The sequence below is a fragment of the Paenibacillus alkaliterrae genome (genome assembly GCF_021532375.1).
Lineage (GTDB): Bacteria > Bacillota > Bacilli > Paenibacillales > Paenibacillaceae > Pristimantibacillus > Pristimantibacillus alkaliterrae.
Genome location: NZ_JAKGAP010000071.1, coordinates 1 through 24,709 on the forward strand (window position 1 = coordinate 1; position 24,709 = coordinate 24,709).

Below are 24,709 nucleotides of genomic sequence, written 5' to 3' on the forward strand. Positions count from 1 at the left end.
TCTACTGTTGAGAATAAGGAAGGTATGATAAGATATCAGCAGGGATTTGATGGAAAAGCTACCGCGTAGCGGTTTAGTTCAACACCATATTCACGCTGCGTCGCTATCGCTCCTTGATCCGGCAGAAGTGGACGAAGTTGATTCGATTGGAGCGAGTACAGTTACAGGGAAGCAGATTCAGCCGGACACATCCGACATTCGTCGGACGTCGTGAATACCTAAAAGTTATATGAAATCAATGCGATATTGTTTATGGCGGATAATTCAGTGGAGATTAAATTAGTCTTATTCAAAGAATCAGATTTTTCATAAATTGTTAAATGGGTAAACGAGCAACCGGAAGACTTTATTGTTCAATGGGCAGGATTAACATATACATACCCCTTAACCATTGAGCAAATGATGAATCATTATATTAAAGGAATTAATTCACTTGAATCCGATGTTTTTATTTATAAGATTATGAAACAGGATAATTTCATAGGCACAGTTCAATTGTGTCGATTTAATACGGAGAGTAAAGAAGCATTTATTGGTAGATTCTTAATTGGAGAAGACTTGAATCGAGAAAGAGGAGTAGGAAAGATATGTTTTAGTTTACCCAAACGCCGCGTATCCGTTCAATGGAATCCGACCTTCCTTTCTCTTAAACAGATTCGATTTTGGCATTGATGATAAATAAAAAGACCGTGATACTTCATGCGCCTTGATTATTTTTGGGGACGATAAGGAATTATATCGTAGCCCTCAAACCAAGGCCGGGGATATCGTGAAAGTTGATGTTGACGTTGAAGGCGTGAAGAAGCTTAAAATCGCTTTTGAATTAGAGAAAGGCAAGGGAGCAGCTTTCTTAAGCCCTGTCTTAAAACCGCCAATTTCGTATAAAAAAGCAGAGGACGGCCGCGTCGGATTGCAGCTACGCTCCAGGACTGATTTCAAAATCAATTTGGCGGAGCGTTGGACGAGTGGTGGTTCTGAGTTTAATTTTTTTCAAATCCCCAGGATTTATAGTTCAACAAAAAAATTTCAATTAAGCGACTAATAATATTCGCGGGATTTCACCCTTGTCAGAAATGCAGAAAGATAGACCAGTTGAAGACCAAGATCCGCGAATAAGTCAAAATTCGTACGACGAACGGTTAAATATGTTTAAGAGAGTCCTTACAACTACTGCAGGGCGCTCTTGTTATATGTGAACTATAGACTTCTTCCTAACAACGCTCCGACTTGTTTGGCCATTACTCGCGGCGGATAGGGCATACCGTTTCTAATCCACCATTCGATTACCCCAACATAAGCAGTTCCAGCATATTGCAACATAATATCGTCACTTAAATCCGTATTCCTGCCGCTTTCTCTGTCAATCTCACCTTTGAATCCTTTCGTAATAAAATCAAAAAGCCGAGTTCTAAAAGATGATGGGGTCCCTTTGCTTGCTAACATGGTCGAAAAAAATAAATAATTTTTCTCAAAATATTCAAAATAAGGAACAAGAGCATCGATCCAATCCATTTCACAAGCCCATGTATCCATTTCCCCTAATTCAGTAATGTGTGTTTCTATAAGATTATCCAATAAATCGTATTTGTCCTCATAATGAAGATAAATGGTTCCGCGATTTACGTTTGCCCGGTCTGCAATATCCTGAATTGTAATGTCATCGAAACTTTTTTCAGTCATCAGTTCAATAACAGCTTTTTTCAAGGATTCTTGCGTTTTAAGAATTCTCCGATCCACTTTTGCCATCGTAAACTCCACCAAACTTTCTAAGATAATAAACAGTTTATATTGCTGTGTTGATATATCAACAAAACGCTTTATTTTAACCATTGAATGTAAGCCTCTTACATCTATAATAATAGACAAGGGTTGATTAAACAATATCATTTGCTTATGCGTTTTCTGTTATTTTTAGTAAGTACTGCTAAGAAACATAATAAGAAGATCGATATGCTTAGTCACATTAACTAGCTCTCGATTGCAGGAGGTTATACGATGATTACTGCTAATGCACGCGCTACATTCAGTCCAGAAGGCCCATTCAAACTGACCACGATCGAACGCAGGGATCTCCAGCCGCATGATATTCTCATTGAGATTAAGTACGCTGGTATTTGTCACTCTGATATCCATACAGCTCGCGGCGATTGGGGACCTGTAAACTATCCTCTCGTTCCAGGGCATGAGATCGCCGGAATTGTCACCCAGGTTGGTTCGGAAGTCACAAAGTATGCCGTTGGCGACCGAGTAGGAGTAGGCTGTATGGTTGACTCCTGCAGAGAGTGCGATAACTGCCATAAGGGAGAGGAGCAGTACTGCCTCAATGGAATGACGGGTACCTATGGAGCTACCGATAGGTACGGGCAATATACGCAGGGTGGGTATTCCACTCACATTGTCGTAACGGAAGACTTCGTGGTTAGAATTCCTGACGGTATTGAGCTTGATGCCGCCGCTCCGCTCTTGTGTGCCGGTATCACAACGTACTCGCCGCTTCGCCACTGGGGAGCTGCTCCTGGCAAGAAGGTAGCGGTTGTTGGACTTGGCGGGCTTGGACACATGGCTGTGAAGCTTGCTCACGCCATGGGGGCAGAGGTTACTGTTTTATCACAAACATTGAAGAAGAAAGAAGACGGTTTGCGTCTTGGCGCGGACCATTTTTATGCCACGAGCGATCCGGAGACATTTCAGAAACTGGCTCGTTCGTTCGACCTCATCGTAAATACCGTGAGCGCGAAGATCGATATGAGTGCCTACCTTTCGTTGCTGGCACTGGACGGTACACTAGTCAATGTCGGGGCGCCAGCGGAGCCGTTGCCAGTTCACGTATTCTCACTTATCCCTCATCGTCGGTCGTTTGCTGGATCGATGATCGGTGGAATTCGCGAAACGCAGGAAATGCTTGACTTTTGCGCTGAACACCATATTGCACCTGAGATCGAGGTTATTTCCGCCAAACAGATTGATGAAGCCTGGGAGCGCGTACTAGCTTCAGATGTGCGGTATCGATTTGTGATCGACATCAGCACGATGGAGGAAGAATAACGAGTAATCCTAGCAATAATTTAGGGGCACGCCTAAGAAAGCGTTAAATTTATTAACAGGAGGAAAAAAATGTCTAAACAAAAAGTTTGGCTTGTCACTGGTGCCGGGCGCGGCATGGGGGTGATATCGCGAAGGCGGCCCTAACTGCTGGTAATCAAGTCGTTGCGACAGGCCGAAATACTGACAGAGTCGCAAAAGCCCTTGGTGATGACGAAAACCTGCTGGTCGTAAAACTGGACGTCACCAGCCCGGCTGATGCCGAGGCAGCCGTCAAAGCAGCGGTTGACAAGTTCGGAAAGATCGACGTACTCGTCAATAACGCCGCGAACTTCTATGGGGGCTTCTTTGAGGAGCTGACCCTGGACCAAATCGAGTCGCAAGTGAGGACGGCCCTTATCGGCCCAATGAACGTTACCCGAGCGGTGTTGCCTGTGATGCGCAAGCAGCGTTCCGGCAGCTGATCGGTGAAATGAAACGATATATCAGTGATCCGTAAAAGAGAAGAAAGGGTTTACGGTTTGGGATTGTCGCATCAGGAAACTCGACAGTCCAAAGCGGTTGACGAGATGCATAACGATCACATGTGCACTGTCTGCAGATTGTCGATGAAAGGACGCTGCGAGAGATTTATTTGGCGAGCTTTGAAGGCGCAGTTAAGCAGTCGCAGCCTTGGAGCGTGATGTGCTCGTATAACAAGGTGTACGGGGAACTGGAGATGCCGTCCAGCTTCGCGGACGGCGATTCCAAGATTGTCAAAGTCGTGCGCAGCGGGCAGTTGTCTGAGCAGACGTTAGACCGCGCGGTTGAGCGGTTGCTGAACTTTATCTTCAAGGCAGTCGAAAACCGGCAGGAGGACGCGTCGTTTGATGCGGAAGCGCACCATCGATTGGAGCGGGAAGCCGCGCAAGAATACATGATTCTGCTGAAAAATGAGGATGGAATTGAGTTAACCGGCCGATTTGATCTCATCTTAAATACGGTTTTCGCGAATTTGAATGTCGATGCTTATTTATCGCTGCTTCGCGTAGATGGAACGCTTGTCAATGTAGGTGCACCAGCCAAACCGGATCAATATAATGTGATCGATATCTCGACTCTATAATTTAGAGGATGCGTTTTATGTTCATAAGGGCGATACCACTCCTCAAATTCCCATCCTTACTCATTTGTAGAATACGGAAGGATAACAGCATGTATATCGTTATATGAAACAAGTGGCTAAAGAGAAGGAGATCGATTAATGTACACTGGTACCCATAGACTGGACACTTTAAAAAAAGGTGTTCAGGCTATGGGTACCTTTTTGCCATACTCCCCAAATGGCGCTCCGTCCCGTGTGGAGTCCGATCAGCCAGAGCTGTCTGACTGCAACGAATACCGGAATCATGGCGTAATCCTGCTCGCTTAATGGACGTTCCTTCGCATAGGCTTCGAGGAATCCTTAAAGCTATCGCACGATCCCATAGAAAAACAGACAGATCATACGAGCGCCAACCCAAACCGCAGCAGTCGAAATCAAAGTGGGTTAAGCCGCCGTCGTCTGCGTGAAACACGTTCCAGCCATGCAGATCCCCGGGACACACTCCCCAAACATAAGCCCCGTTAGTGGCCGCAGCGAGGCGATTTTTCAGACGGATGGCCGTCTCTTGCACAAGCTTTAAGTCATTCAAGCGATGCTGCAAAAACACGCAAAATGAATTTGCCGGTATCCGTATCGACCGCACAATATCGGAATCATCCTTCTAACCGTTTTATTGTTATTTATTTTCATCCTATCTGAATCGCGAACAGAAAGGGATTGAAATAATGGCTATAATTGTTCATTACCTGGTTTGTGCAGAAATCATTACTGGGGCGGAAGTATTCGCTAGCGCTAGAGAACCTTGATTACCAAATTCACAGGTATATCAAGGTTTTTTCTGCTGATGTTCAACATATCTACATGTTGGAGAACTTATCAGTTGGTAACTGTTTACAACGTTTATAGAGTAGTTCTATAATTTGAATGCCATTCATGAAACCCATTTCATAAATGAATGCAGAATTATTAAATACGTTTATCGCAGCTTTCCATGCTTAGTAAGATTGAACACAGAAGGGTATTCTTGTATTCGATCAGCGATTCTACTAAGACATTGCGTTCAAAGGGGAAAAGAGAGTGTTTTTGAACAGCGCATCGATTCATTATTTTCGGATGCCCAGGCAGGAATGGCGGGAAGTGCTGGTCAAGGTGAAGCTTGCAGGGATGAATTGCGTCGATACTTATTTTGCATGGAACGTGCATGAACCGGAAGAAGCAAAATGTGACTTCAGCAAAGACAAAGATTGTGGGGCTTTCCTTGATTTGTGCTCTGAGCTAGGACTGTGGGTCATCGCGCGGCCGGGTCCGTTCATATGTGCAGAATGGGATTTCGGCGGTTTTCCGTATTGGCTGAAAAATAAGAACACTGAGCTTATCGGAGTGGGAACGGAAAACCGTAAATCTTCTTTCGCTTGAAGCAGGCGAACTTGCCGAACGTCCGCGCGGATTTGCGGAGCTTGGTCTGGAATTCGGCTATCTCTTTTACAGCGGCGAAGTCGAGTGCGATCGGGATCAAGAAAGCATTCTTGTTTTCTCAGCCATTCAAGATTCTGACTGGAATTGCGGCAAGGAGGCCGTCCATCTGGAAGAGATACATGCCGGACCATTTTCTTCCGCGCTGTCGCGAACGTTCGAGCTGATGGAGATGGTATCGCAGCATGTTCGATCTTCCCGCGATTCCGGAGGACATTAGCCCCAAGCTGAAGTTGAGAATGACGGGAATGAGCAAAGGCTATTGCTTCTGAACGGCCGCAAGCTGGGGCGTTATTGGCAAATCGGGTCCCAGGAGGATTACAAGGTTCCGATGGCGTGGCTGAAGGAGAAGGGCAATGAGCTGATCTTGTTTGACGACATTACAAAACATGTCCGATTTTGCTATAATAGGCCAAGACTTGAAAGTAGGAAGGAAGCGTTAAGCTTGAGACAGGTCACCATATATGACATTGCCAAGGAGGCAAATGTATCGATTTCGACCGTATCCCGGGTATTGAACGGTACCGCTCCGGTAAAGGAATCTACCCGTGCCAAGATTGAAGAACTTATTCAAAATTACAACTTTCAGCCTAATGCGATGGCCAGAAGCCTTCTTAAAAATGAAACCGGAATCATTGGCGTGATTGTGCCCGATCTGACCAATCCCTTTTTCCCGGAAGTGTTCGCCGGAGCGGAGCAAGAGGCGATGCAGTCGGGACATACCTTCCTGCTTAGCAATACGATCGGCAATTATGCTAAGGAATCGGAATATCTCAGCATTTTGCGGGAGAAACGTGTGGACGGTATTATATTTTTGGGGGGGAGGATCAATTTAAAGCATTGTGAGGAGCATCTGGTGCAGGAGCTTGTGCAGTGTGCCAGCGTCATTCCGACCGTACTCGTCAATGGAGGCTTGCGCAACACCGACTTGATCAGGGTCGCCACGGACGAGTCGGCGGGCACCGCTCTCGCGGTCCGGCACTTGATCGAACTGGGACATACGGAAATCGGCTTCATTGGCGGAGAAAGCCATATGACGACGACTTCCATCAAGCTGCGGGCATTCCGAAAGACGATAAAAGATGAGGGGCTGAAGATCCGGGAGGAATGGCTGCTGCCGGACAGCTTCTCCATCGAATCGGGCAAGCGTCAAATGCTTAAGCTGCTGGACATGAAGGAGAGGCCGACTGCCGTGTTCTGCGTCAACGATTATACGGCGATCGGAGCGATCAAGGCGGCGGCGGAGGCCGGACTGACGATTCCGGACGATATGTCCGTCGTCGGATTTGACGATATTCCGCTGGCGCATCATTTTATCCCCGAGCTGACTACCGTTTCCCAGCAGGCGCACGAGCTTGGGAAGACATCCGTTAAAGTGCTTAAAGCGATGATGAACAAAGAAAAAGTCAAGAAGCATACCTCGCTCGAGCCTCAGCTTATCGTTCGGCAAAGTTCGGGATCCCGGAGGCCGCAAAGTTAGAACCTCGACTAGGAGGTTGCAAGTGATCATAATTCCCCTACGGAGGCCGTAAATGTGAAGGCGAAAATAGCTGAATGCTGAACGGATAAGCTCGCCGAACGGTTCGGGAGCAACTTTAAAGAGTAGAAGCTGGATTATTCCGGCTTACTGCTCTTTATTTTTATTAAGGGTCTTATGAGTTGGCCTGCAGTTATTTGCCTCGAGGCGCCGGTAGAAAAACTAAACTTTCATGTTGACCAAGGGCAGGAAACGAGCTATACTGAAATGGGTTTCATGAAAGCCTTTACATAAATTTGCGACTGATCAGGCTGTGATGTTTTTCCGAAATAAAGGTCTTTCTAAATCCTTATATAATGGCAAATGCCACTATATAAAAATCCATTTTTGGGAGGGTAGAGCCGATTTTTGTAACCGAACCGACTTGCTGTTATTCGTTTAATCATTCATTAAGGGGAGCGTGCTGAACAGTGAAACAGATGAAGAAGAAGAAACCGATGTTGCTTATTTTATTAACAGCCGTGTTGCTGATTTTGTCTGCATGCAGCGGCAACAACGCGGGGAATACAACGGCAACCCAGACGCCGGCTGCAACGGAGGAAGCGCCTGCTCCAACAGAGGAGACCGAACCGCCGGCCGCTGATTTGGGCGGCAAAGAAATTCGTATTTCGCATTGGTGGGATGCCACTCCTGTCGGAGATTCCGAAGCCGATGAATTGGCCCGTGAAAGAATTAAAAAGGTGGAAGAAAAATACAACGTCAAAATCACGTATCTGAACACCGAATATTGGTCGACTACAGAAAAGCTGTCCTCCTCGGTTATGGCGGGCGATCCTTTCGCGGAAATCGTCCGGCTGCCTGACGGATTCATTTGGGGACTTATGCAAGGCGGATTCCTGACGCCATTAGATGATGCCCTCAATAATACTCGCGTCGAGCAGGACGTAGTTGAAGCGATGCGTTTTGGCGGCGAGAATGTATTCGGATTGGAAAGCTGGTACAACCCGAACGACACCGGGATGTATTACAATAAACGGATTTTCAGGGAAGCGGGTTTGAAAGATCCGCAGCAGCTGATGGACGAGGACAACTGGAATTGGACGACAATGCTTGATGCTGCCAAGAAACTGACCGTTGACAATAACGGCGACGGTAAAGCTGACCAATACGGTCTTGCCGGTGCACATTATATTTTCTCAGAGCTGCTGATCGCCAGCAACGGCGGCATTATCTACGAAGAAGCTGCCCAAAAAGCAGTCTTTGATTCTCCGGAATCAATGGAAGCGCTTAACTTCCTGCACAGCTTGTATAACGAACATAAGATCGTTAAGGAGAACGAAGGAAACGACTGGGAGGATCCGGCGAAATATTTTGCGGAAGGCACAATTGCCATGTATCCGGGCGGCCTGTGGGAAATCGAGGGACGCATCTTGGACAAGATGAAGGATGAATGGGGATACGTTTACTTCCCCAAAGGACCTCAAGCGTCAACTTATTTTGATCCGCTCGGACAAACGGCTGCCTATGTGATACCAAAAGGAGTCGAGGACGCGGAAGCCATCGTAAAGATCTGGGAAGAATTGCAGGATTTCGACAACTGGCAAGAAAGCCGCAGACTGTGGCTTGAAAATGTGCTGCCGGATGAAAGCTCCATCGCCAATGCGATGAATGACGATGGATTGGTACAGCGGGTGTTTGGCGGTCGTTTCGGCGGTCTCGGCATTAAGGATCAGCTCGACTCCGTGACCGGTAAGTTCGTTAAAGGCGAAATTACGCCGTCAACAGGCGTTGCTCAGGTGATCGGTCCGGCGCAAGCGGCTGCTGAAAAGGTGCTGAGCGGCGAGAAAGCCAAGGAAGATGCAGCCAAGAAAGCCGAGGAAGCAGAAGCAGCAGAGGAAGCCAAGGAAGAGTAGATCCTGCAGGAAAATATATATAACGGCGGCCTGCCTGCTGCTCCTGAACGCTGGAGGACCGGGCAGGCTTTCGCCAAAACAAGATTCCGCTAGTTTGCAAAAGGGGGGAATTAGGTGAAAATCGCTTTTTCCAGAATGACGCTCACTTGGATCATGGTCATCTCTATGCTGATCTCGATATTGGTTTCCCCTATATCTCAGGCCACAGCGACCGGTACACAAGGCGAGACTAATACAGATGCTGATGCAATCATCGGCCAGAGCTCCTTGACGGGCGCAGCAGAGAACAGCTACGACCATTACTTGCAGCGGTACAAAGATGAGAAACGGCCTCTGGAGGAGATCGTGATCCAAGGGGCGGACTACATAAGCGCTAACGAAATGAACCCTGATATCGTAGGCGAGCTTGGCGGGACATCGGGCGAATTCGTCAAGACGGGGGAGAGCGGATCGATTGAGTGGGAGCTCGAGGTTCCTCAATCCGGCTTATATCATATGGCCATCCGATATTTCCCGATCGAAGGCAAAAGCTCCGCTATCGAAAGGGAGCTGCTGATCAATGGAGAGCTACCGTTCACCAGTGCCAGAAATCTGACCTTTCACCGCGTATGGAAAAATGAGAGCGATCAAATTGCGCAGGATAACCGGGGCAATGAGCTGCGTCCGCGCCAGATCGAAGCGCCGATGTGGCAGGAGGCGCTGCTTAGAGATACCGAAGGATATTACGAAGAACCTTACGTCTTTTATTTTTCGGCAGGCAAGCACACGTTGACGCTGGTGTCTTCCAGAGAGCCGATGGCGATCGACTACATCAAAGTTTTCCGATACGATGCGCCATCTGCTTATGAAGAAGTAAAAGCCGGCTACGAATCAAATGGTTATACGGAAACCAGCGGTCATTTGATTAAGATTCAGGGCGAACACGCCTCTTACAAATCGTCGCCGACCTTATATCCCATCCCCGACCGTTCCAGTCCGTCTACAGAGCCTTATGACGTATCGAAGATCAGAATGAATACGATCGGCGGCAACAACTGGCGGGTACCGGGCGGGTGGATCGCATGGGACATCGAAGCGCCGGAGGACGGATTATACCGGATTGCTATCAAGAACAGACAAGAATTGCTGCGGGGCATTTATTCTACACGCTCGCTATGGATTGACGGGGAAATTCCTTTTCAGGAAATGACGCAAATTCCGTTTTATTACGACTCGGATTGGCAGATGAATGTGCTCGGCAGCGGGGAAGAGCCTTTTTTATTCTATTTGACTAAAGGGAAGCACGAACTGAAGCTGGAGGTCAGCCTGGGCGCGATTGCGCCTCTGATTCGCCAAGTAGAAGCAAGTGTGCTCGAAATTAATGCCATGTATCGAAAGATCTTGATGATTACCGGTAATGTTCCGGATCCTTACCGGGATTATCAATTAGATAAACAAATTCCCGACATGGTTGAAGTGTTTCAGAAACAAAGCGACATTTTGTATGCCGTGTCGGAAGAGCTGGTGCGCCTGACGGGCGAGAAGAGCGACAAGACCGCCATATTGAACAAAACGGCTTATCAGCTGGCCGATTTGGCGAAAAAACCGGAAACGGTCCAGAAGCGGCTGTCTCAATTCAAAATCAATGTAGGCAGCGTCGGAGCCTGGATTCTCCAGGTTAGAGAGCAGCCGCTCGAAATCGATTACTTGGCCCTTGCGTCGTCTGACGTCAAGCTTCCCAAAGCGAATGCTTCCGCTGGCAAAAAAATCGTTCACGAGGTATCGTCCTTCTTTCATTCCTTCTTTGAAGATTACGATACGATCGGGAGCACGTCGGAAAACGATCAGTCCGTAACGGTATGGATCGGGACGGGACGCGATCAGGCGCAGGTGCTGAAAGCGATGATTGACGATACGTTTACGCCGCTTACCGGAATTGGGGTAAATCTGAAGCTGGTCAACCAGGAAGTGCTGCTTCGCGCGTCGCTCGCGGGAGAAGGCCCCGATGTGGCCATGCAGGTCGGCAACGATGTGCCGGTCAACTTCGGCATGCGGAATGCAGCGGAGGATCTGACGAAATACCCGGGCTATGAGACGGTCGTGCAGCAGTTCAGAGACAGCGCGATTGTTCCTTACCAGTTTGAGGGGCAGGTATTTGCTCTTCCCGAACAGCAAATTTTCAATATGCTCTTTTACCGGAAGGACATCTTGGAGGAGCTGAATCTGGAACCGCCGCAAACCTGGGATGATGTATACGCGATGATCCCTGTGCTGCAGAAGCATCATATGGATCTGGCGCTGCCGATTGCCCAGGCGACGGGAGTCCCCGTGCTGGAGGCGAACCGGGCCTTTGCTATGCTTTTATACCAGATGGACGGATCATTCTACTTAAACAACGGGGCCAAAAGCGGACTGGATACGGAGGTTGGACTCGGCGCATTCAAGAAGTGGACCGACTTTTATACCAGCTACAAGCTGCCGCTGATCTTTGATTTCCCGATGCGCTTCCGGACGGGTGAAATGCCGGTGGGCATCCAGGATTACACCTTCTACAACTATTTGACGGTGTCCGCACCGGAAATTAAAGGAATGTGGGAATTTGTGCCGGTACCGGGGACGGTGCAGCAGGACGGCACGATTCGCCGGGACGTCGCCAGCGGCGGGACAGCCGCCATCATGCTCAAACAGGCCAAAAATAAAGATGCGGCCTGGCAGTTCATGAAATGGTGGGTCGGCAAGGAGGCACAGGTTCGTTTCGGCAGAGAGATGGAGGGGCTGATGGGCGCTGCGGCGCGGTATCCGACCGCCAATATCGAAGCGCTCAAGGAGCTGCCTTGGCCGGCGCGGGATTACCGCAATCTCGAAGAGCAATGGCAATGGGTACAGGGCGTACCGGAGGTGCCGGGAGGCTATTTCACGGGAAGGCATCTGGACAATGCATTGCGGGAAGTGATCAACAACGGCACGAACACGGCGGACGCCTTATTTGATTACGTGCAAGAAATCGATTATGAAATTGCGGAAAAAAGGGACGAGTTTCATTTGGACTGAAAGGACTAGGGAGGGACACTTTTGCAGAAAACGAAAATCGCGGCCGAGATCATGATGCAGCCGAAGGGCCGCCCCGCCGGCTTGCAGGGGAAGTGGGAGCTGTTCGTCAAGGATATGAAGCGGGATAAACATCTGTTTGTCCTGCTTGCTCCTTATATGGTGTTGTTTCTGTTATTTACCGTGCTCCCGGTCATGATTTCGATCTTCTTCAGCTTTACGCATTTCAATATGCTTGAATTTCCGAGTTGGGTCGGCTGGGAAAACTATTCCAAGCTGCTTTGGAACGACGATGTGTTTCTGATCGGACTTAAAAATACGCTTATTTTTGCCGTCATTACCGGACCGGTCAGCTATATCGCCTGTTTCGTATTTGCGTGGCTTATTAATGAGCTGAACCCGAAAGTCAGGGCGTTTATGACGCTTGTGTTTTTTGCGCCGTCGATTTCGGGCAACGTCTTCTTTATCTGGCAAATTATTTTTTCCAGCGATTCGTACGGCATTATGAACGGCTTGCTGATGAAGATCGGGATGATCTATGAACCGATTCAATGGCTGCAGGATCCAAAATATATGCTCACCATTATTATTGTCGTTCAATTGTGGTTAAGCCTCGGCACCAGCTTTCTGGCGTTCATTGCCGGCTTGCAGACAGTTGACCGCACGCTGTACGAGGCGGGGGCGGTGGATGGCGTGAAAAATCGTTGGCAGGAGCTCTGGTATATTACCCTTCCTTCGATGAGGCCGCAGCTGATGTTCGGAGCCGTCATCCAGATCACATCTTCTCTAGCGGTAGCGGACGTCGCGATGGCTCTGGCGGGCTTTCCGAGTGTGCAGTACGGAGCGCATACGGTCGTTACGCATTTGGTTGATTACGGCACGATTCGGTTCGAAATGGGTTACGCGTCCGCCATCGCCACCGTGCTGTTTATTCTGATGCTGGGCACGAATCTGGCCGTTCAAAAGTTGCTGAAGAGGGTGGGGGAATAGGCGAGATGAAGCTGGCCATACGTGTCAAAAGAAAAGTGAACCGCTCCTGGCAGGTGGATAGCATGCTGTTCCTGCTGCTTGCCGCGTTCGGTTCCTTTATGGCAGTTCCGTTGATTTATGTCATTAATAATGCATTCAAACCGCTGGATGAGCTGTTCATATTCCCGCCTACGCTGTTTGTAAGGAATGCGACGCTCGAGAACTTCGCGGATTTGTTTCAAGTCATGAAAAACTCATGGGTACCATTCTCCAGATATATTTTCAATACGGTTTTTATTACAGCGGCTGGCACTGCAGGACATATTCTGCTCGCCTCGGCTGCGGCGTACCCGCTGGCCAAGCACAAGTTTCGCGGCCATAAAGTACTGTTCACAGTTATTGTCCTTTCGCTGATGTTTTCTCCGCATGTGACGGCTATTCCGAATTATATGATTATGTCCGCGCTGGGATGGATGGACTCGTATCAGGCCGTTATCATTCCGGCATTCGCTTATCCGCTCGGACTGTATTTGATGAAACAATTCATGGAGCAAATACCGGACGCGCTGCTGGAAGCCGCGAAGATCGACGGCGCCAGCGAATACCGGATTTTCTGGCAGGTCGTCATGCCGCTCGTCAAGCCTGCCTGGTTGACGCTGCTAATCCTTATGATGCAAATGCTGTGGGGAACGGACGGAGGCAGCTTTATTTACAGCGAGCAGCTTAAGACGATGCATTACGCCATGGGGCAAATCATTCAGGGCGGAATCGCCCGTGCAGGGGTGGGAGCCGCAGTTGCGGTTATTATGATGACAGTGCCGATCGTAACGTTTGTTTTGTCTCAAAGCAATGTGATTCAAACGATGGCTTCGTCCGGCATGAAGGACTAGAGCGATGGAGGCGTTTAGGTTTGATAATAAAGCGATCGATTCTGATTCTGGCGGCAGTAATGATATTCGTCGGCCTAAGTCCGAAGCCGGCTCACGCATCGCCGTATGAGGGATATACCTATTCGAATTGGGGAGAGGCCGTTCAATCGCCGATTGCTTATCTTCCTTCCAGGACGATAACGGGACAGGAAATCGGCATCGGGCCTTGGACTGCGCCGAGCGATCTGTTCGCGGCGCCGGATGGCAATCTGTATGTGCTGGATTCCGGCAACGGGCGAATTGTGGTGCTTAACAGCGAGTGGAAGGCAGTCCGTCAAATGCAGGGCTTCCAGCGTAACGGCCAGCAGGAAAGCTTCAACAATCCGGAAGGCATCTTCGTTACCGGGGCAGGTCATATTTATGTGGCGGATACCGAAAACAGGCGAGTGGTTGAACTGGACGGCAGCGGAGCGTTCGTCAGAGAAATCGGCGCTCCGAAGTCGGAGGTCATCAGCGACAATTTCGAATATTTCCCGCGCAAGGTTATCGTCGATAAAGCCGGCCGCATTTATGTGGTCGCCAGAGGCGTCTATGAAGGCATTATCGAATTCGACAGCGAAGGCGGCTTCACCGGTTTTATGGGTACAAACCGGGTTCAATTCGATCCGGTGGATTTATTCTGGAAGACGGTATCGACAAAAGAGCAGCGGGAAAAATTGATCCGCTTCGTCCCGATTGAATTTAACAATATGGACGTAGATGCGGACGGATTTATCTATACGACAACGGCTGACAAGCAAACCTTAGCCCCCGTCAAAAGGCTGAACCCGTCCGGCATCGATGTGCTCCGCGTAAACGGGAGCATGGGTCCGGTTGGCGATTTGAGCAGGGAGCGGTCGGCTTTCATCGATATCGATGAAAGCGGCAATGGTGTGTACCGGACGCTTGATTCGACTAGGGGGCGAATTTTCACTTATAACGAAGACGGCAATCTGTTATACGTGATTGGTCAGCTCGGCAATCAGATCGGCACGTTCAAAAATCCGGTCGCGATTGAAAGCATCGGTAATCGGATCTATGTTCTGGACCGCGACCTGGGAAGGATTACAGAGTTTGCAGCGACCAAATTCGGAAGCCTGGTAGGCGAAGCGAACGGATTATACAGCGCAGGGAAGCACGATGCTGCGGCGAAGCTGTGGGAAGAGGTGCTTAGGCTTGATGCGAATTACGAAATGGCCTATATCGGAATCGGCAAGTCGATGCTGCGTAAGGGCGAATACAAACAAGCCATGACTTTTCTAAAGCTGGGCAACGAGCGGGAATATTATTCCAAAGCGTTAACGAAATACCGCAGAGAGTACATGCGCGAGCACTTCGGGACCTATATGACGATGGTCATCGCACTCATACTGGTTGTAATGACCGTGCGCCGGCGCATGAGGTTAAGAAAGGGGGCGTCGAACAGGATGCGGTTTCTCAAGGAAGCTAGATACTCGCTGCACGTCGCTTTTCATCCCTTTGACGGTTTTTGGGATCTGAAATACGAGAACAAAGGGAAGCTTAGAATCGCGCTTATCATTTTGTTTGCCGTGACGGTTACGATGATACTGAAACGCCAGTATGCCGGCTATGTCGTCAATTATAATCATCCGCTTGAATTAAACAGCATTGATGAATTGAAATACATTGTTCTCCCATTCTTGCTCTGGTGCGTCGCGAACTGGTCGCTCACCACACTGATGGACGGGGAAGGGAAATTTAAAGAAATTGTCATCGCTACGGGCTACGCGATGCTCCCTTTGATTCTGATCTATCTGCCCAATATGGTGCTCAGCAATGTTATTTCGCTGCGCGAGGCTTCGTTCTATTATTTGCTGGAATCTGCGGCTGGACTATGGTTTGTTTGGCTGCTGTTTATCGGAACGATGACGGTTCATCAATATACCGTTACGAAGACGATCCTGACGATGCTGTTAACTGTCGTGGTTATGGGTGTCATCATCTTTTTGGGGCTCTTATTTTTCAGCCTGATCCAGCAAATCGTTAGTTTTGTGTACACGATCTATCAGGAACTTTCATTGCGAGCATAAGAAAGGGGGGCCAAGCGGTGAAGCGGAGGCTTGCGATTATCATGACTGCAGTCATTATCGGCTGCTTGCTTATATCCCAAGGCACCAATTTCGCGGAAACGACATCCGGGCCGGTGTCCGAACCGGATTCTTCACCCGGAACTGCGTCCGACCCGAATTCTGTTGGAGAGGCAGAGGCGGCGGACCTAGCCGAAGGTATGGAAACGGCGGCTGAGAATGAATTTTTGATATTGTACGTCAACCCGAAAACGACGGAAATTGCAGTTAAAGACAAGCGCAGCGGGGCGTTCTGGTATTCCAATCCGCAAGATCGCGAAGACGATTCCGTAGCAACCGGCTATAACAAAGCGAAGCTGAATGTGCAGGTCGAGATCTCTTATTTTGACAGTGCGGGAAATTCGTTAAAGTATGACAATTACACGCACAGCGTTCAGAACGGCCAATTTGTCATAGGGAAGGTAAGCGACGGCTTGAACATCGTCTATACGCTGGGGGAGGTCAAAAGCGATATCGATGCGATCCCTAAATATATTAGCGAAGAAAGATTTCAAACCCTCATCCTGGACAAAATCGAAGATTCGGGAGATAAAAGAGAGGTTGAAAAGCGGTTTAAACATAATAAGGAAAACAAACGTTACGAGAGAAGGGACTCCTCATTTAAGGGAGTCGGCTTATCGAAGGTAACTAAAATTTTCGATCAGATCGGTTATAACGAAGAGCAGAGAGCGATTGACAAAGCAGCGAATGGCGAAGCGGCAGGCGGCGACGTCAGTGTTCGCATCCCTCTTCATTACCAGCTGGACGGAGAGCATCTAAAGGTGACGGTTACGGCCAGCGAGCTCGAATATCCGGACTCGATGAAAATTCAGACGTTATCCCTGCTGCCGTTTTTTGGCGCGAGCGGACGCGAGGATGAAGGCTATACGCTCGTGCCGGACGGTTCGGGTTCGCTGATCCGCTTCAACAATGAAAAAACTTACGCAGCGCCGTTCCGTACAGCTCTGTACGGGACCGATTCGTCTATGAGCCAGCTCATTAGGATTCAGAAAGAGGAAACGGCGAGATTGCCTGTATTCGGGATGAAATACGAGGACCGGGCATTTGTCGCGATTATAGAAGAGGGCGATGCAGTCGCCGCAGTCGAAGCCGACGTAAGCGGCAGGCTGAACGACTATAACACCGTTTCCCCTAGCTTTACGATCCATAATCTGGAGGAGGTTACCCTGACCAACGGGTGGCGCTCCAGTACGGTCAAAAAGTTTCAAGCGGAGCCTTTCCAGGGCGGGATTACCGTTCGCTACGGATTCCTCGGCGCCGAGGAAGCAAGCTACTCCGGCATGGCCGGGCATTACCGCGATTATCTGATCAAGCAAGCGGGCATCGCAAGGCTGACGGAAGAGGAGAATATGCCCTTTTATGTCGAGCTTATAGGCGGCATACAGAAAAAGAAATTTTTTCTGGGCATCCCTTATAACGCCTATGAGCCGCTGACGACATTCGAACAGGCCGAAACCGTATTGGCCCAAATGCAGGATCAGGGAATCGGCAGCATCAAGCTGCGTTATTCTGGGTGGTTCAACGACGGCATCAACCATAATCTCCCGAAATCCATAAAAGTCGACAAGAAGCTCGGAGGAAACAAAGGGTTGAACGATCTGGCGGCTTATGCCGATGCGAACCGTATCTCGCTGTTTCCTGACGCTGCCTTTCTGGAATCGGCCCCGCAAGCGGACGGCTTCAAAAAGTCGAATCTGGCTTCCCGGTTGATTACGGGCAAGCTGGCGCAAGTTTATCCATACAGCACGGCAGACTTTAGACAAGATAATGAGCAGGAGCCCGGTTATGTGCTCAGTCCGAAGGCGCTTCCGAACATTGTGGATGGATTTATGGGCGATTACGGGAAGCTTCAGCTCACCGGAATGTCGCTGCGCGATCTTGGCAGCAAGCTGAATTCCGATTTTAACCGTTCCGAGGTCATCGATCGTGAAGAAGCGAAGGGGATCATCCATGAACAGCTGAAGGTAATGAGCGGCTCCGTACAGGAACTAATGGTGGAAGGCGGAAACGCCTATGCGGCTCCCTATGCACGGCATATCGTGAATGCGCCGATGACCAGCAGCGGCTTTAACATTACCGATGAGAGCGTTCCTTTCTTTCAGTTGGTTTACCACGGTTACGTTCATTACGCCGGAAGCGCTTGGAACATGGCGAACGATCAGGATTCAGCGTTTAACTTCCTGAAGGCGCTCGAAACGGGCTCCGCTTTGCACTATACGTGGTTTTTTGCCGATTCGTCCGCGATCATGATGACGGAGTACGATCACCTGTATTCCGCCGATTACCGGCGCTGGATCGAAGAAGCGGCACAGAGGTATCGCGAGCTGAACGACGTTCTCCATGATGTGCAGTCACAAACGATTGCCGATCATCGCAAGCTGGTCGACGGCGTCTATCAAACCACCTTCGAAAAAGGCAAATCGATTATTGTCAATTATAACGATTCAGCGGCAACCGTGGACGGAATCAAAGTGGGTGCCAACAATTATTGGGTTGGAGGTGAAACGCAGCGATGAGGTTCAAGAAGCTTTCGCTTGAACAAAAGAACAGATATTACGGACTGTATTTCATTCTTCCCTGGTTTGCAGGCTTCTTGTTCCTGTTTATCGTTCCATTGCTGTCCTCATTCCGGTACAGCTTAAGTAATCTGCAAGTCACGAATGACGGCTTCAGCCTGGACTTTATCGGGTTATCCAACTACCGGGAGGCCCTGCTGTCGCATGAATCGTACGTTAGGATCTTAACAGAATCCGTGGTGGATATAGCGGTCAACACACCGCTCATTATTATTTTCAGCTTATTTTTTGCGGTTCTGCTCAATCAGAGGTTTAGAGGACGAGTGCTCGCCCGGGCGATCTTCTTCCTTCCGGTTATTCTGGCATCGGGAATAATCTCGAGCATCGAGAACGGAGATTTGATGCAGTCCGTCGTACGAAGCGCAAACGATACAACAGGCGGCGGTTTGTCTATTATGAAAAATCTGGAACTCACCGTCATGCTCGTCGAATCAGGGTTGAATATTACTTTTGTGGAGTATTTGACCGGAGCCGTCAGCCGAATCTATGAGATCGTCAGTCAATCCGGCGTCCAAATTCTCATTTTCCTGGCAGGTCTCCAGTCGATTTCTCCTTCCTTGTACGAGGCTGCGAAGATCGAAGGCTCGACCGGCTATGAGGCTTTTTGGAAAATTACGTTTCCGATGATCAGCCCTTTGATTCTGACGAATCTGGTCTATACGATTATCGACAGCTTTATCAGCGATGAAACGAGCCGGCTCGTGGTGGATACGGCATTCAAAAGCTTTGATTTTGGACTCAGCGCCGCGATGGCCTGGATGTATTTTGCCGTCATTGCGCTTGTGCTGTGGATCACGACGTCGATTGTGTCGCGCAAAGTCTTTTATCAAGATTAGCGGTTAAGCGAATGCTTACGAAGTATGTTTGCTCTGCAAACATTTAAGGAGGAAATATATGAAGACGGAAACCGCAGTGCATGGGCGGCAGGCGAGAGAGGAGCGGCTTCTTCGCATCGCATCTGCTGCCTATTGGGTTGAATTCGCAAAAAAATGGCTATGGATCATCGTCCGCTTCGTACTCATTTTCGGCATATCGTTTGTCATCATCTACCCGATTCTGCTGAAGCTGTCGATTGCGTTCAAAAGCATGGATGATTTGTACGATTCTACGGTCATTTGGGTGCCGCAGACGCTAACGCTCGATAACTTCAAGCTTGTGTTCAAAGCGATGAACTACCCGAGTGTTCTGCTCCATACGTTATTTCTCTCTTCCGCGGTTATGCTGCTGCAGACGATAACCTGCGTGATGGCCGGCTACGGTTTTGCGAGAGTGAAGTTCAGGGGAAGCGGCCTTTTGTTCGCAGGAGTGATTTTTACGATTTTGGTGCCGTCCCATACGATTATGATTCCGCTCTATTTGCATTTTAAAAATTTCGATCTGTTTGGTTTGATCCAGCTCATCAGAGGTGAGCCCGCCAATCTGATCAACACCTATTGGCCGTTCATTATTTCCGCCGCGCTCGGCATGGGCGTGAAAACCGGCTTGTACGTTTATATTTTTCGCCAGTTTTTCAAAGGAATCCCGCGGGAAATTGAAGAAGCCGCTTACGTTGACGGAGCCGGTTACTTTTCAACCTTCTTGAGAGTCATCATGCCTAACGCGATCCCGTCGATGGTGACGGTTATGCTGTTCTCGTTTGTATGGCAGTGGAACGACTCCTTCTTTACAAACATGTATTTGAATGAACCGAAGGTCATGTCGTCGATGATGGCTTCCTCCGGGTATGCGATCGCCACGTTCCTTAGCGGAGGAGGACAGGCGGAAACGGCATCGTACGTTCAGGATCCGTTTTTTATGTCCATGATGATGAACACAAGCGTTCTCATGGCTATGCTGCCGCTTATTATTTTGTATTTATTTGTGCAAAGACATTTTGTGGAGAGCGTTGAACGATCGGGCTTGGTCGGTTAGGAGAGGCGGATGAGAAGAAAATGGATAGTCATCATACTTGTTGCTTTCACTTCAGTTCTAGGTTTGTATTTTGGATTCACGACCAACAGTTCCGACAGCTCAAACATTCCGAAAGAGGAGGAAGCGCTCGTGCAGCCTTTAAAAACACCGGACAACTACGTGTCGATTGACGGTTCGGTCAGATATCAGACGATTGACAACTTCGGCGCATCCGACGCCTGGTCGATGGACCCGCTGGGCAAGTATTGGACGGAAGAAAACAAAAATCGCGTCGCGGACCTGCTTTTTTCGAGGGAGAAAGGGATCGGGCTGTCGGCCTGGCGTTTCAATATCGGCGCAGGCTCGGCAGAAACGGACGATTCGATTATTCCCGATCCGTGGCGGCGTGCGGAAGCGTTCAAGATGTCGGAGGACGGCGATTACGATTGGAGCAAGCAGGCGGGTCAGCAGTGGTTTCTGCAGGCGGCCAAGGATCGCGGCGTTGATACCCTGATCGCGTTCGTGAACAGCCCGCCGGTCTGGATGACGAAGAACGGACACGCCCAGCCGGATCCGGCCGTCGGCTCCACCAATCTGAAAGAGGGCTACGAGGATGAATTTGCATCGTTTTTGATTGATGTATCGGAGCACTTTAAAGAGGAAGGGCTGGATTTTCAATATATCAGCCCGATTAACGAGCCGACCTGGGATTGGAACCTTGCGAAGCAGGAAGCGAACCGTTATAACAACGACGATCTGAAGCGCGTGATTCTCGAATTGCACCGGCAGTTGAAGGAAAGCAGCCTCGACGCGCAAATCAGCGCACCGGACGGCGTGGAAATTACAGCGCTGCTGGATGATGAATATTATCAAAGGTTTGCGGGCGGCGGGCAATATTCGGGCGGGGCCAACAGCCTGGGAACAGGGAAATATCGGGAATACATTAAGGATTTGCTCGGCGACCCCCAGCTCAAGGAAGCGGTAGGCAATAAAATCGCCTCGCATTCCTATTGGTCCGATTACAGCAAACCGGGCGACGACCGGTTGGGCGAGCTGAGGGATTTGCTGGATGCCAATATGAAGAAATACGGCCCCGAGGTCAAATACTGGGTGACGGAATATTGCATTCTTGGCGATTACGGGCCCGGCCGCGACCTCGGCATGGATCCCGCTTTGCATGTGGCACGCACCATTCATTTTGATTTGACGGAGGCGAATGCAGCCGCATGGCAGTGGTGGACGGCAGTGTCCAAGGTCGATTACAAGGACGGTTTGATCTATACCGATTTTAACGAAGCGGGTGACGAGCAAAATATTTTGACTTCCAAAATAATGTGGGCTCTCGGCAATTACAGCAAATTTATACGTCCGGGCGCGGAGCGCATTTCGCTTGCGGGGCTCGACGAGGAAGCGCGCAGCGGTTTGCTGGGATCGGCTTACGTTCATGCTGGAGAACAGACGGTTACGGCCGTGTTCGTCAACGACAGCGAAAAGGATAAGCGTATTCGGATTTCGCTCGACGGCGTGGACAAGAACGGATCCATTGCAGTCATGGAATCGTACATCACGTCGGCTGGCCGAGATCTTGCCCGGGGGGAGGATGTTCCGATCCGGGACGATCATACCTTTGAAGCGGTTATTCCTGCGAAGTCCGTGGTCACGTTGACAGGGGGAGGGGAAGACGGTACGGTTGAAGCAAACGAACGCAAGGAAAGTGAAGTGACAACGGAAATGGATGTTTCTGGGCAAGGAAATGGCAAAAGCGATGAACAAGCGGTTCAACAGGATAAAGAAGCGCTCGAGGTTGCTCAGGAAGGTTACGCCGGTTACCTCTTCTCCTACTTTACGGGAGAAGGGACGCCGGACGGAGAGCAAATTTACTTTGCGCTAAGCGTTGGGAACGATCCACTGCGCTGGAAGGAATTGAACGGCGGGAAGCCGGTACTTACGTCTACCATGGGCGAAAAGGGAGTGAGGGACCCTTTTATGATCAGGTCCCCCGAAGGCGATAAGTTCTATATGATTGCCACGGATTTGAAAATAAACGGGAACTGGAACTGGGACCGGGCTCAAAGACAGGGGAGCAGATCCATTATGGTATGGGAATCTAGCGATCTCTTGACGTGGTCCGAGCCAAGAATGGTCGAGGTTTCACCGGCAGAAGCAGGCAACACCTGGGCTCCCGAAGTTTTTTTCGATGAAGCGACGGGCGAGTATATCGTGTTCTGGGCCTCCAAGCTGTTCGCGGATGAAAGTCATGCCGGGGATGCTTATCAAAAAATCATGTACAGCAAAACCCGGGATTTCCATGTCTTCACGGAACCGCAGGTGTATATGGATTTTGGATATTCCATTATTGATACGACGATGATCTCCCACAAGGGAAAAATCTACAGGTTTACGAAAGACGAAAGAGACAATCAGCCGTTATCCCCTTACGGCAAAATGGTATTCCAGGAAGTATTGGACTCCGTATTTGATACCGGTAATCAAATGGTTAAGGAAGGGGTCGGCAGCGTTAAAGGTATCGAAGGCCCAACCGTTTTCAAATCCAATACGGAAGAGAAATGGTATTTGTTCGTCGACGAATTCGGCGGCAGAGGTTATGTGCCGTTGGAAACGACAGACCTGGATTCGGGCGAATGGACGGTTTCTCCCGACTACGATTTGCCCAGCAGTCCCCGTCACGGAACGGTTATACCGATAACGAAAACCGAGTACGATGCCATTTACGACAAATATTTGCTTAACCGTTGACGGTTAAGCAAAGACGGGTCTTTACAGGAGGCCACTGAAAAAACCCATCATTAAGCAGGAAGCTGATTCGCAAACCATTTGTGCGAAAGCTTCCTGTTTTTTCGTATAATAGAGATATAAAATTCGGTGGGTGTCCACATTGATTTACGGCAATACGAAGCCAAAGTTTATCGGTTAATTTCCTAATTGCGCTAGTGTAGTGTTTTTATCCAAAATGACAACGAAAACAAGGCTGTCCTTCTAGAAGGACAGCCTTGTCTGCTTCCGGTTAGATTTTGCTCAAACTGAGACGATAAATCGAGGTTAAGAAAGTACTATACAGCTGAAAAGAATGATAATTTGTGGATCCAATAGCTCTTTAAAGCTGCAATATGCAATCATTTTCTACGAATATCACTGGGAATTTAGTTGGTTCGATCAGTACTATTGCCTGTCGCAACCCCGAAACTTATGATATGAATTGTAATCGATATACACATGAATTTATGATGAGGGGGACGGCAGATGAAGGGGCAACATGCAGCCCGATTACAATCGAGTCACAAGTACCGTATCATTAAAGAATCTTTGTTCGTAAGGGATATTGTCAGAGACCGATGGTTGTATTTCATCTTATTTCCAGGTATTTTGTATTTTATCATTTTTAAATATGTGCCCATGTTTGGCTTGATCATGGCTTTTGAAGACTATCAACCGCATCTCGGTTTTATGAACAGTCCCTGGGTGGGATTGAAACATTTTGAACGATTTTTTACAGAGCCGCAGTTTTGGATGCTGTTCCGCAATACTATTTTGTTAGCGATATATAATTTGGTGTTTTTCTTTCCGCTTCCTGTTGTATTAGCGCTTATGTTGAATGAAGTCCGTAATAAATTGTTCAAAAGCTTCTCTCAGACGTTATTGTACTTGCCTCACTTTGTTTCATGGGTAGTAGCGGTTGGCATTTTCTATATATTATTTACTACCGAAGGAGGGGTTGTAAACGAATTGATCCAAAAAATCGGAATAGAGAAAATTCCGTTTCTGCTTAGCGAGGATTGGTTCAGAACGATGATCGTCAGCCAGTCGATCTGGAAAGAAGCAGGATGGGGAACAATTATTTTCCTGGCGGCGTTATCCGGAGTCGACCTTCAACTCTACGAAGCGTCCCGCATAGATGGAGCAGGACGTTGGCGCCAGCTCTGGCACATTACGCTGCCTGCTATTCGCAGCACGATCGTTATTTTGTTTATTTTACGCTTGGGTACTTTTCTGGACACGGGTTTCGAGCACATCTTCCTCATGCTTAACTCCATGAACCGGGAAGTCGGGGAAGTGTTTGATACTTATGTATATACGAAAGGCTTGACCCAAGGACAATACAGCTATAGTGCCGCGGTCGGGCTGTTTAAGTCTATGGTAGGGCTTGTCCTTGTACTCGGCTCCAATTGGATGGCGAAAAAACTCGGCGAAGAAGGCATTTATTAAATGCGTAAGGAGGTTTCA

Annotated in this window: 19 protein-coding genes and 2 pseudogenes; 19 read left to right on the plus strand and 2 right to left on the minus strand. The window is 48.9% G+C overall.

Annotated features, from left to right (window positions below; translation table 11 throughout):
* Positions 1–49: 49 nt before the first annotated feature.
* On the plus strand, positions 50–214 hold the full coding sequence (locus L1N85_RS22280) for a hypothetical protein (RefSeq protein ID WP_235241256.1): 165 nt from the start codon (positions 50–52) through the stop codon (positions 212–214).
* A 492-nt stretch (positions 215–706) separates the two neighbouring features.
* Positions 707–1,042: an NPCBM/NEW2 domain-containing protein gene (locus L1N85_RS22285; RefSeq protein WP_268818427.1), complete on the plus strand. Its 336-nt coding sequence runs from the start codon at positions 707–709 to the stop codon at positions 1,040–1,042.
* A gap of 155 nt (positions 1,043–1,197) precedes the next feature.
* On the opposite strand, the gene L1N85_RS22290 is transcribed toward L1N85_RS22285, so the two are convergent.
* Positions 1,198–1,746, minus strand: coding sequence for a TetR/AcrR family transcriptional regulator (locus L1N85_RS22290; RefSeq protein ID WP_235241277.1), 549 nt, complete (start codon positions 1,744–1,746; stop codon positions 1,198–1,200).
* Between the two features lie 249 nt (positions 1,747–1,995).
* Between L1N85_RS22290 and L1N85_RS22295 the strand changes: the two genes are divergently transcribed.
* From L1N85_RS22295 to L1N85_RS22315, 4 genes and pseudogenes are all read left to right on the plus strand, one after another.
* Positions 1,996–3,045 carry an NAD(P)-dependent alcohol dehydrogenase gene (locus L1N85_RS22295; RefSeq protein ID WP_235241258.1) on the plus strand — a complete coding sequence of 350 codons (1,050 nt, stop codon included), beginning with the start codon at positions 1,996–1,998 and terminating at the stop codon, positions 3,043–3,045.
* An 86-nt stretch (positions 3,046–3,131) separates the two neighbouring features.
* Entirely contained in the window at positions 3,132–3,506 is a 375-nt protein-coding gene (locus L1N85_RS22300; protein WP_235241259.1) for an SDR family NAD(P)-dependent oxidoreductase, read from the plus strand.
* Positions 3,507–3,643: 137 nt separating this feature from the next.
* Positions 3,644–3,988, plus strand: a pseudogene (locus L1N85_RS22305) (glycosyl hydrolase); the annotation flags it as partial.
* 297 nt (positions 3,989–4,285) lie between these two features.
* The gene (locus L1N85_RS22315) at positions 4,286–4,453 is read left to right on the plus strand and encodes a hypothetical protein (protein ID WP_235241260.1); all 168 of its coding nucleotides are present in this window, start codon (positions 4,286–4,288) and stop codon (positions 4,451–4,453) included.
* A gap of 61 nt (positions 4,454–4,514) precedes the next feature.
* On the opposite strand, the pseudogene L1N85_RS28050 reads toward L1N85_RS22315, so the two are convergent.
* Positions 4,515–4,769 (minus strand): annotated as a pseudogene (locus tag L1N85_RS28050) (phosphotransferase); the annotation flags it as partial.
* Between the two features lie 410 nt (positions 4,770–5,179).
* On the opposite strand from L1N85_RS28050, the gene L1N85_RS22320 reads away from it, so the two are divergent.
* The 13 genes from L1N85_RS22320 (at position 5,180) to L1N85_RS22380 (ending at position 24,691) form a co-directional block, all read left to right on the plus strand.
* On the plus strand, positions 5,180–5,542 hold the full coding sequence (locus L1N85_RS22320) for a beta-galactosidase (protein ID WP_407946545.1): 363 nt from the start codon (positions 5,180–5,182) through the stop codon (positions 5,540–5,542).
* 11 nt (positions 5,543–5,553) lie between these two features.
* Positions 5,554–5,766 (plus strand): hypothetical protein, encoded by a 213-nt coding sequence (locus L1N85_RS22325; RefSeq protein WP_235241262.1) that lies wholly within the window; start codon positions 5,554–5,556, stop codon positions 5,764–5,766.
* Positions 5,767–5,861: 95 nt separating this feature from the next.
* On the plus strand, positions 5,862–7,079 hold the full coding sequence (locus L1N85_RS22330; RefSeq protein ID WP_328285264.1) for a LacI family DNA-binding transcriptional regulator: 1,218 nt from the start codon (positions 5,862–5,864) through the stop codon (positions 7,077–7,079).
* Positions 7,080–7,555: 476 nt separating this feature from the next.
* Positions 7,556–8,989 (plus strand): ABC transporter substrate-binding protein, encoded by a 1,434-nt coding sequence (locus L1N85_RS22335; RefSeq protein WP_235241279.1) that lies wholly within the window; start codon positions 7,556–7,558, stop codon positions 8,987–8,989.
* A gap of 114 nt (positions 8,990–9,103) precedes the next feature.
* Positions 9,104–12,019 (plus strand): extracellular solute-binding protein, encoded by a 2,916-nt coding sequence (locus L1N85_RS22340; protein WP_235241263.1) that lies wholly within the window; start codon positions 9,104–9,106, stop codon positions 12,017–12,019.
* Positions 12,020–12,133: 114 nt separating this feature from the next.
* Complete coding sequence (locus L1N85_RS22345; protein WP_407946546.1) at positions 12,134–13,006, plus strand: carbohydrate ABC transporter permease; 873 nt, start codon at positions 12,134–12,136, stop codon at positions 13,004–13,006.
* 5 nt (positions 13,007–13,011) lie between these two features.
* Positions 13,012–13,875: a carbohydrate ABC transporter permease gene (locus L1N85_RS22350; RefSeq protein ID WP_235241264.1), complete on the plus strand. Its 864-nt coding sequence runs from the start codon at positions 13,012–13,014 to the stop codon at positions 13,873–13,875.
* Positions 13,876–13,895: 20 nt separating this feature from the next.
* The gene (locus L1N85_RS22355) at positions 13,896–15,944 is read left to right on the plus strand and encodes a YIP1 family protein (protein ID WP_235241265.1); all 2,049 of its coding nucleotides are present in this window, start codon (positions 13,896–13,898) and stop codon (positions 15,942–15,944) included.
* 17 nt (positions 15,945–15,961) lie between these two features.
* Positions 15,962–18,517 (plus strand): DUF5696 domain-containing protein, encoded by a 2,556-nt coding sequence (locus L1N85_RS22360; RefSeq protein ID WP_235241266.1) that lies wholly within the window; start codon positions 15,962–15,964, stop codon positions 18,515–18,517.
* Entirely contained in the window at positions 18,514–19,413 is a 900-nt protein-coding gene (locus tag L1N85_RS22365; RefSeq protein ID WP_235241267.1) for a carbohydrate ABC transporter permease, read from the plus strand. Before L1N85_RS22360 ends, L1N85_RS22365 begins: the two co-directional genes overlap by 4 nt.
* 58 nt (positions 19,414–19,471) lie before the next feature.
* Positions 19,472–20,488, plus strand: a complete 1,017-nt coding sequence (locus L1N85_RS22370; protein WP_235241268.1) for a carbohydrate ABC transporter permease — start codon at positions 19,472–19,474, stop codon at positions 20,486–20,488.
* 9 nt (positions 20,489–20,497) lie between these two features.
* Positions 20,498–23,224: a glycoside hydrolase gene (locus L1N85_RS22375; protein ID WP_235241269.1), complete on the plus strand. Its 2,727-nt coding sequence runs from the start codon at positions 20,498–20,500 to the stop codon at positions 23,222–23,224.
* Positions 23,225–23,728: 504 nt separating this feature from the next.
* Positions 23,729–24,691: an ABC transporter permease gene (locus L1N85_RS22380; protein WP_235241270.1), complete on the plus strand. Its 963-nt coding sequence runs from the start codon at positions 23,729–23,731 to the stop codon at positions 24,689–24,691.
* Positions 24,692–24,709 lie beyond the last annotated feature (18 nt).

Coding starts and splice junctions, on each gene's coding strand:
- L1N85_RS22280 (WP_235241256.1), top strand. CDS start 50: ATGGAAAAGCTACCGCGTAGCGGTTTAGTTCAACACCATATTCACGCT.
- L1N85_RS22290 (WP_235241277.1), bottom strand. CDS start 1,746: ATGGCAAAAGTGGATCGGAGAATTCTTAAAACGCAAGAATCCTTGAAA.
- L1N85_RS22295 (WP_235241258.1), top strand. CDS start 1,996: ATGATTACTGCTAATGCACGCGCTACATTCAGTCCAGAAGGCCCATTC.
- L1N85_RS22315 (WP_235241260.1), top strand. CDS start 4,286: ATGTACACTGGTACCCATAGACTGGACACTTTAAAAAAAGGTGTTCAG.
- L1N85_RS22335 (WP_235241279.1), top strand. CDS start 7,556: ATGAAGAAGAAGAAACCGATGTTGCTTATTTTATTAACAGCCGTGTTG.
- L1N85_RS22345 (WP_407946546.1), top strand. CDS start 12,134: ATGAAGCGGGATAAACATCTGTTTGTCCTGCTTGCTCCTTATATGGTG.
- L1N85_RS22350 (WP_235241264.1), top strand. CDS start 13,012: ATGAAGCTGGCCATACGTGTCAAAAGAAAAGTGAACCGCTCCTGGCAG.
- L1N85_RS22365 (WP_235241267.1), top strand. CDS start 18,514: ATGAGGTTCAAGAAGCTTTCGCTTGAACAAAAGAACAGATATTACGGA.
- L1N85_RS22370 (WP_235241268.1), top strand. CDS start 19,472: ATGAAGACGGAAACCGCAGTGCATGGGCGGCAGGCGAGAGAGGAGCGG.
- L1N85_RS22375 (WP_235241269.1), top strand. CDS start 20,498: ATGAGAAGAAAATGGATAGTCATCATACTTGTTGCTTTCACTTCAGTT.
- L1N85_RS22380 (WP_235241270.1), top strand. CDS start 23,729: ATGAAGGGGCAACATGCAGCCCGATTACAATCGAGTCACAAGTACCGT.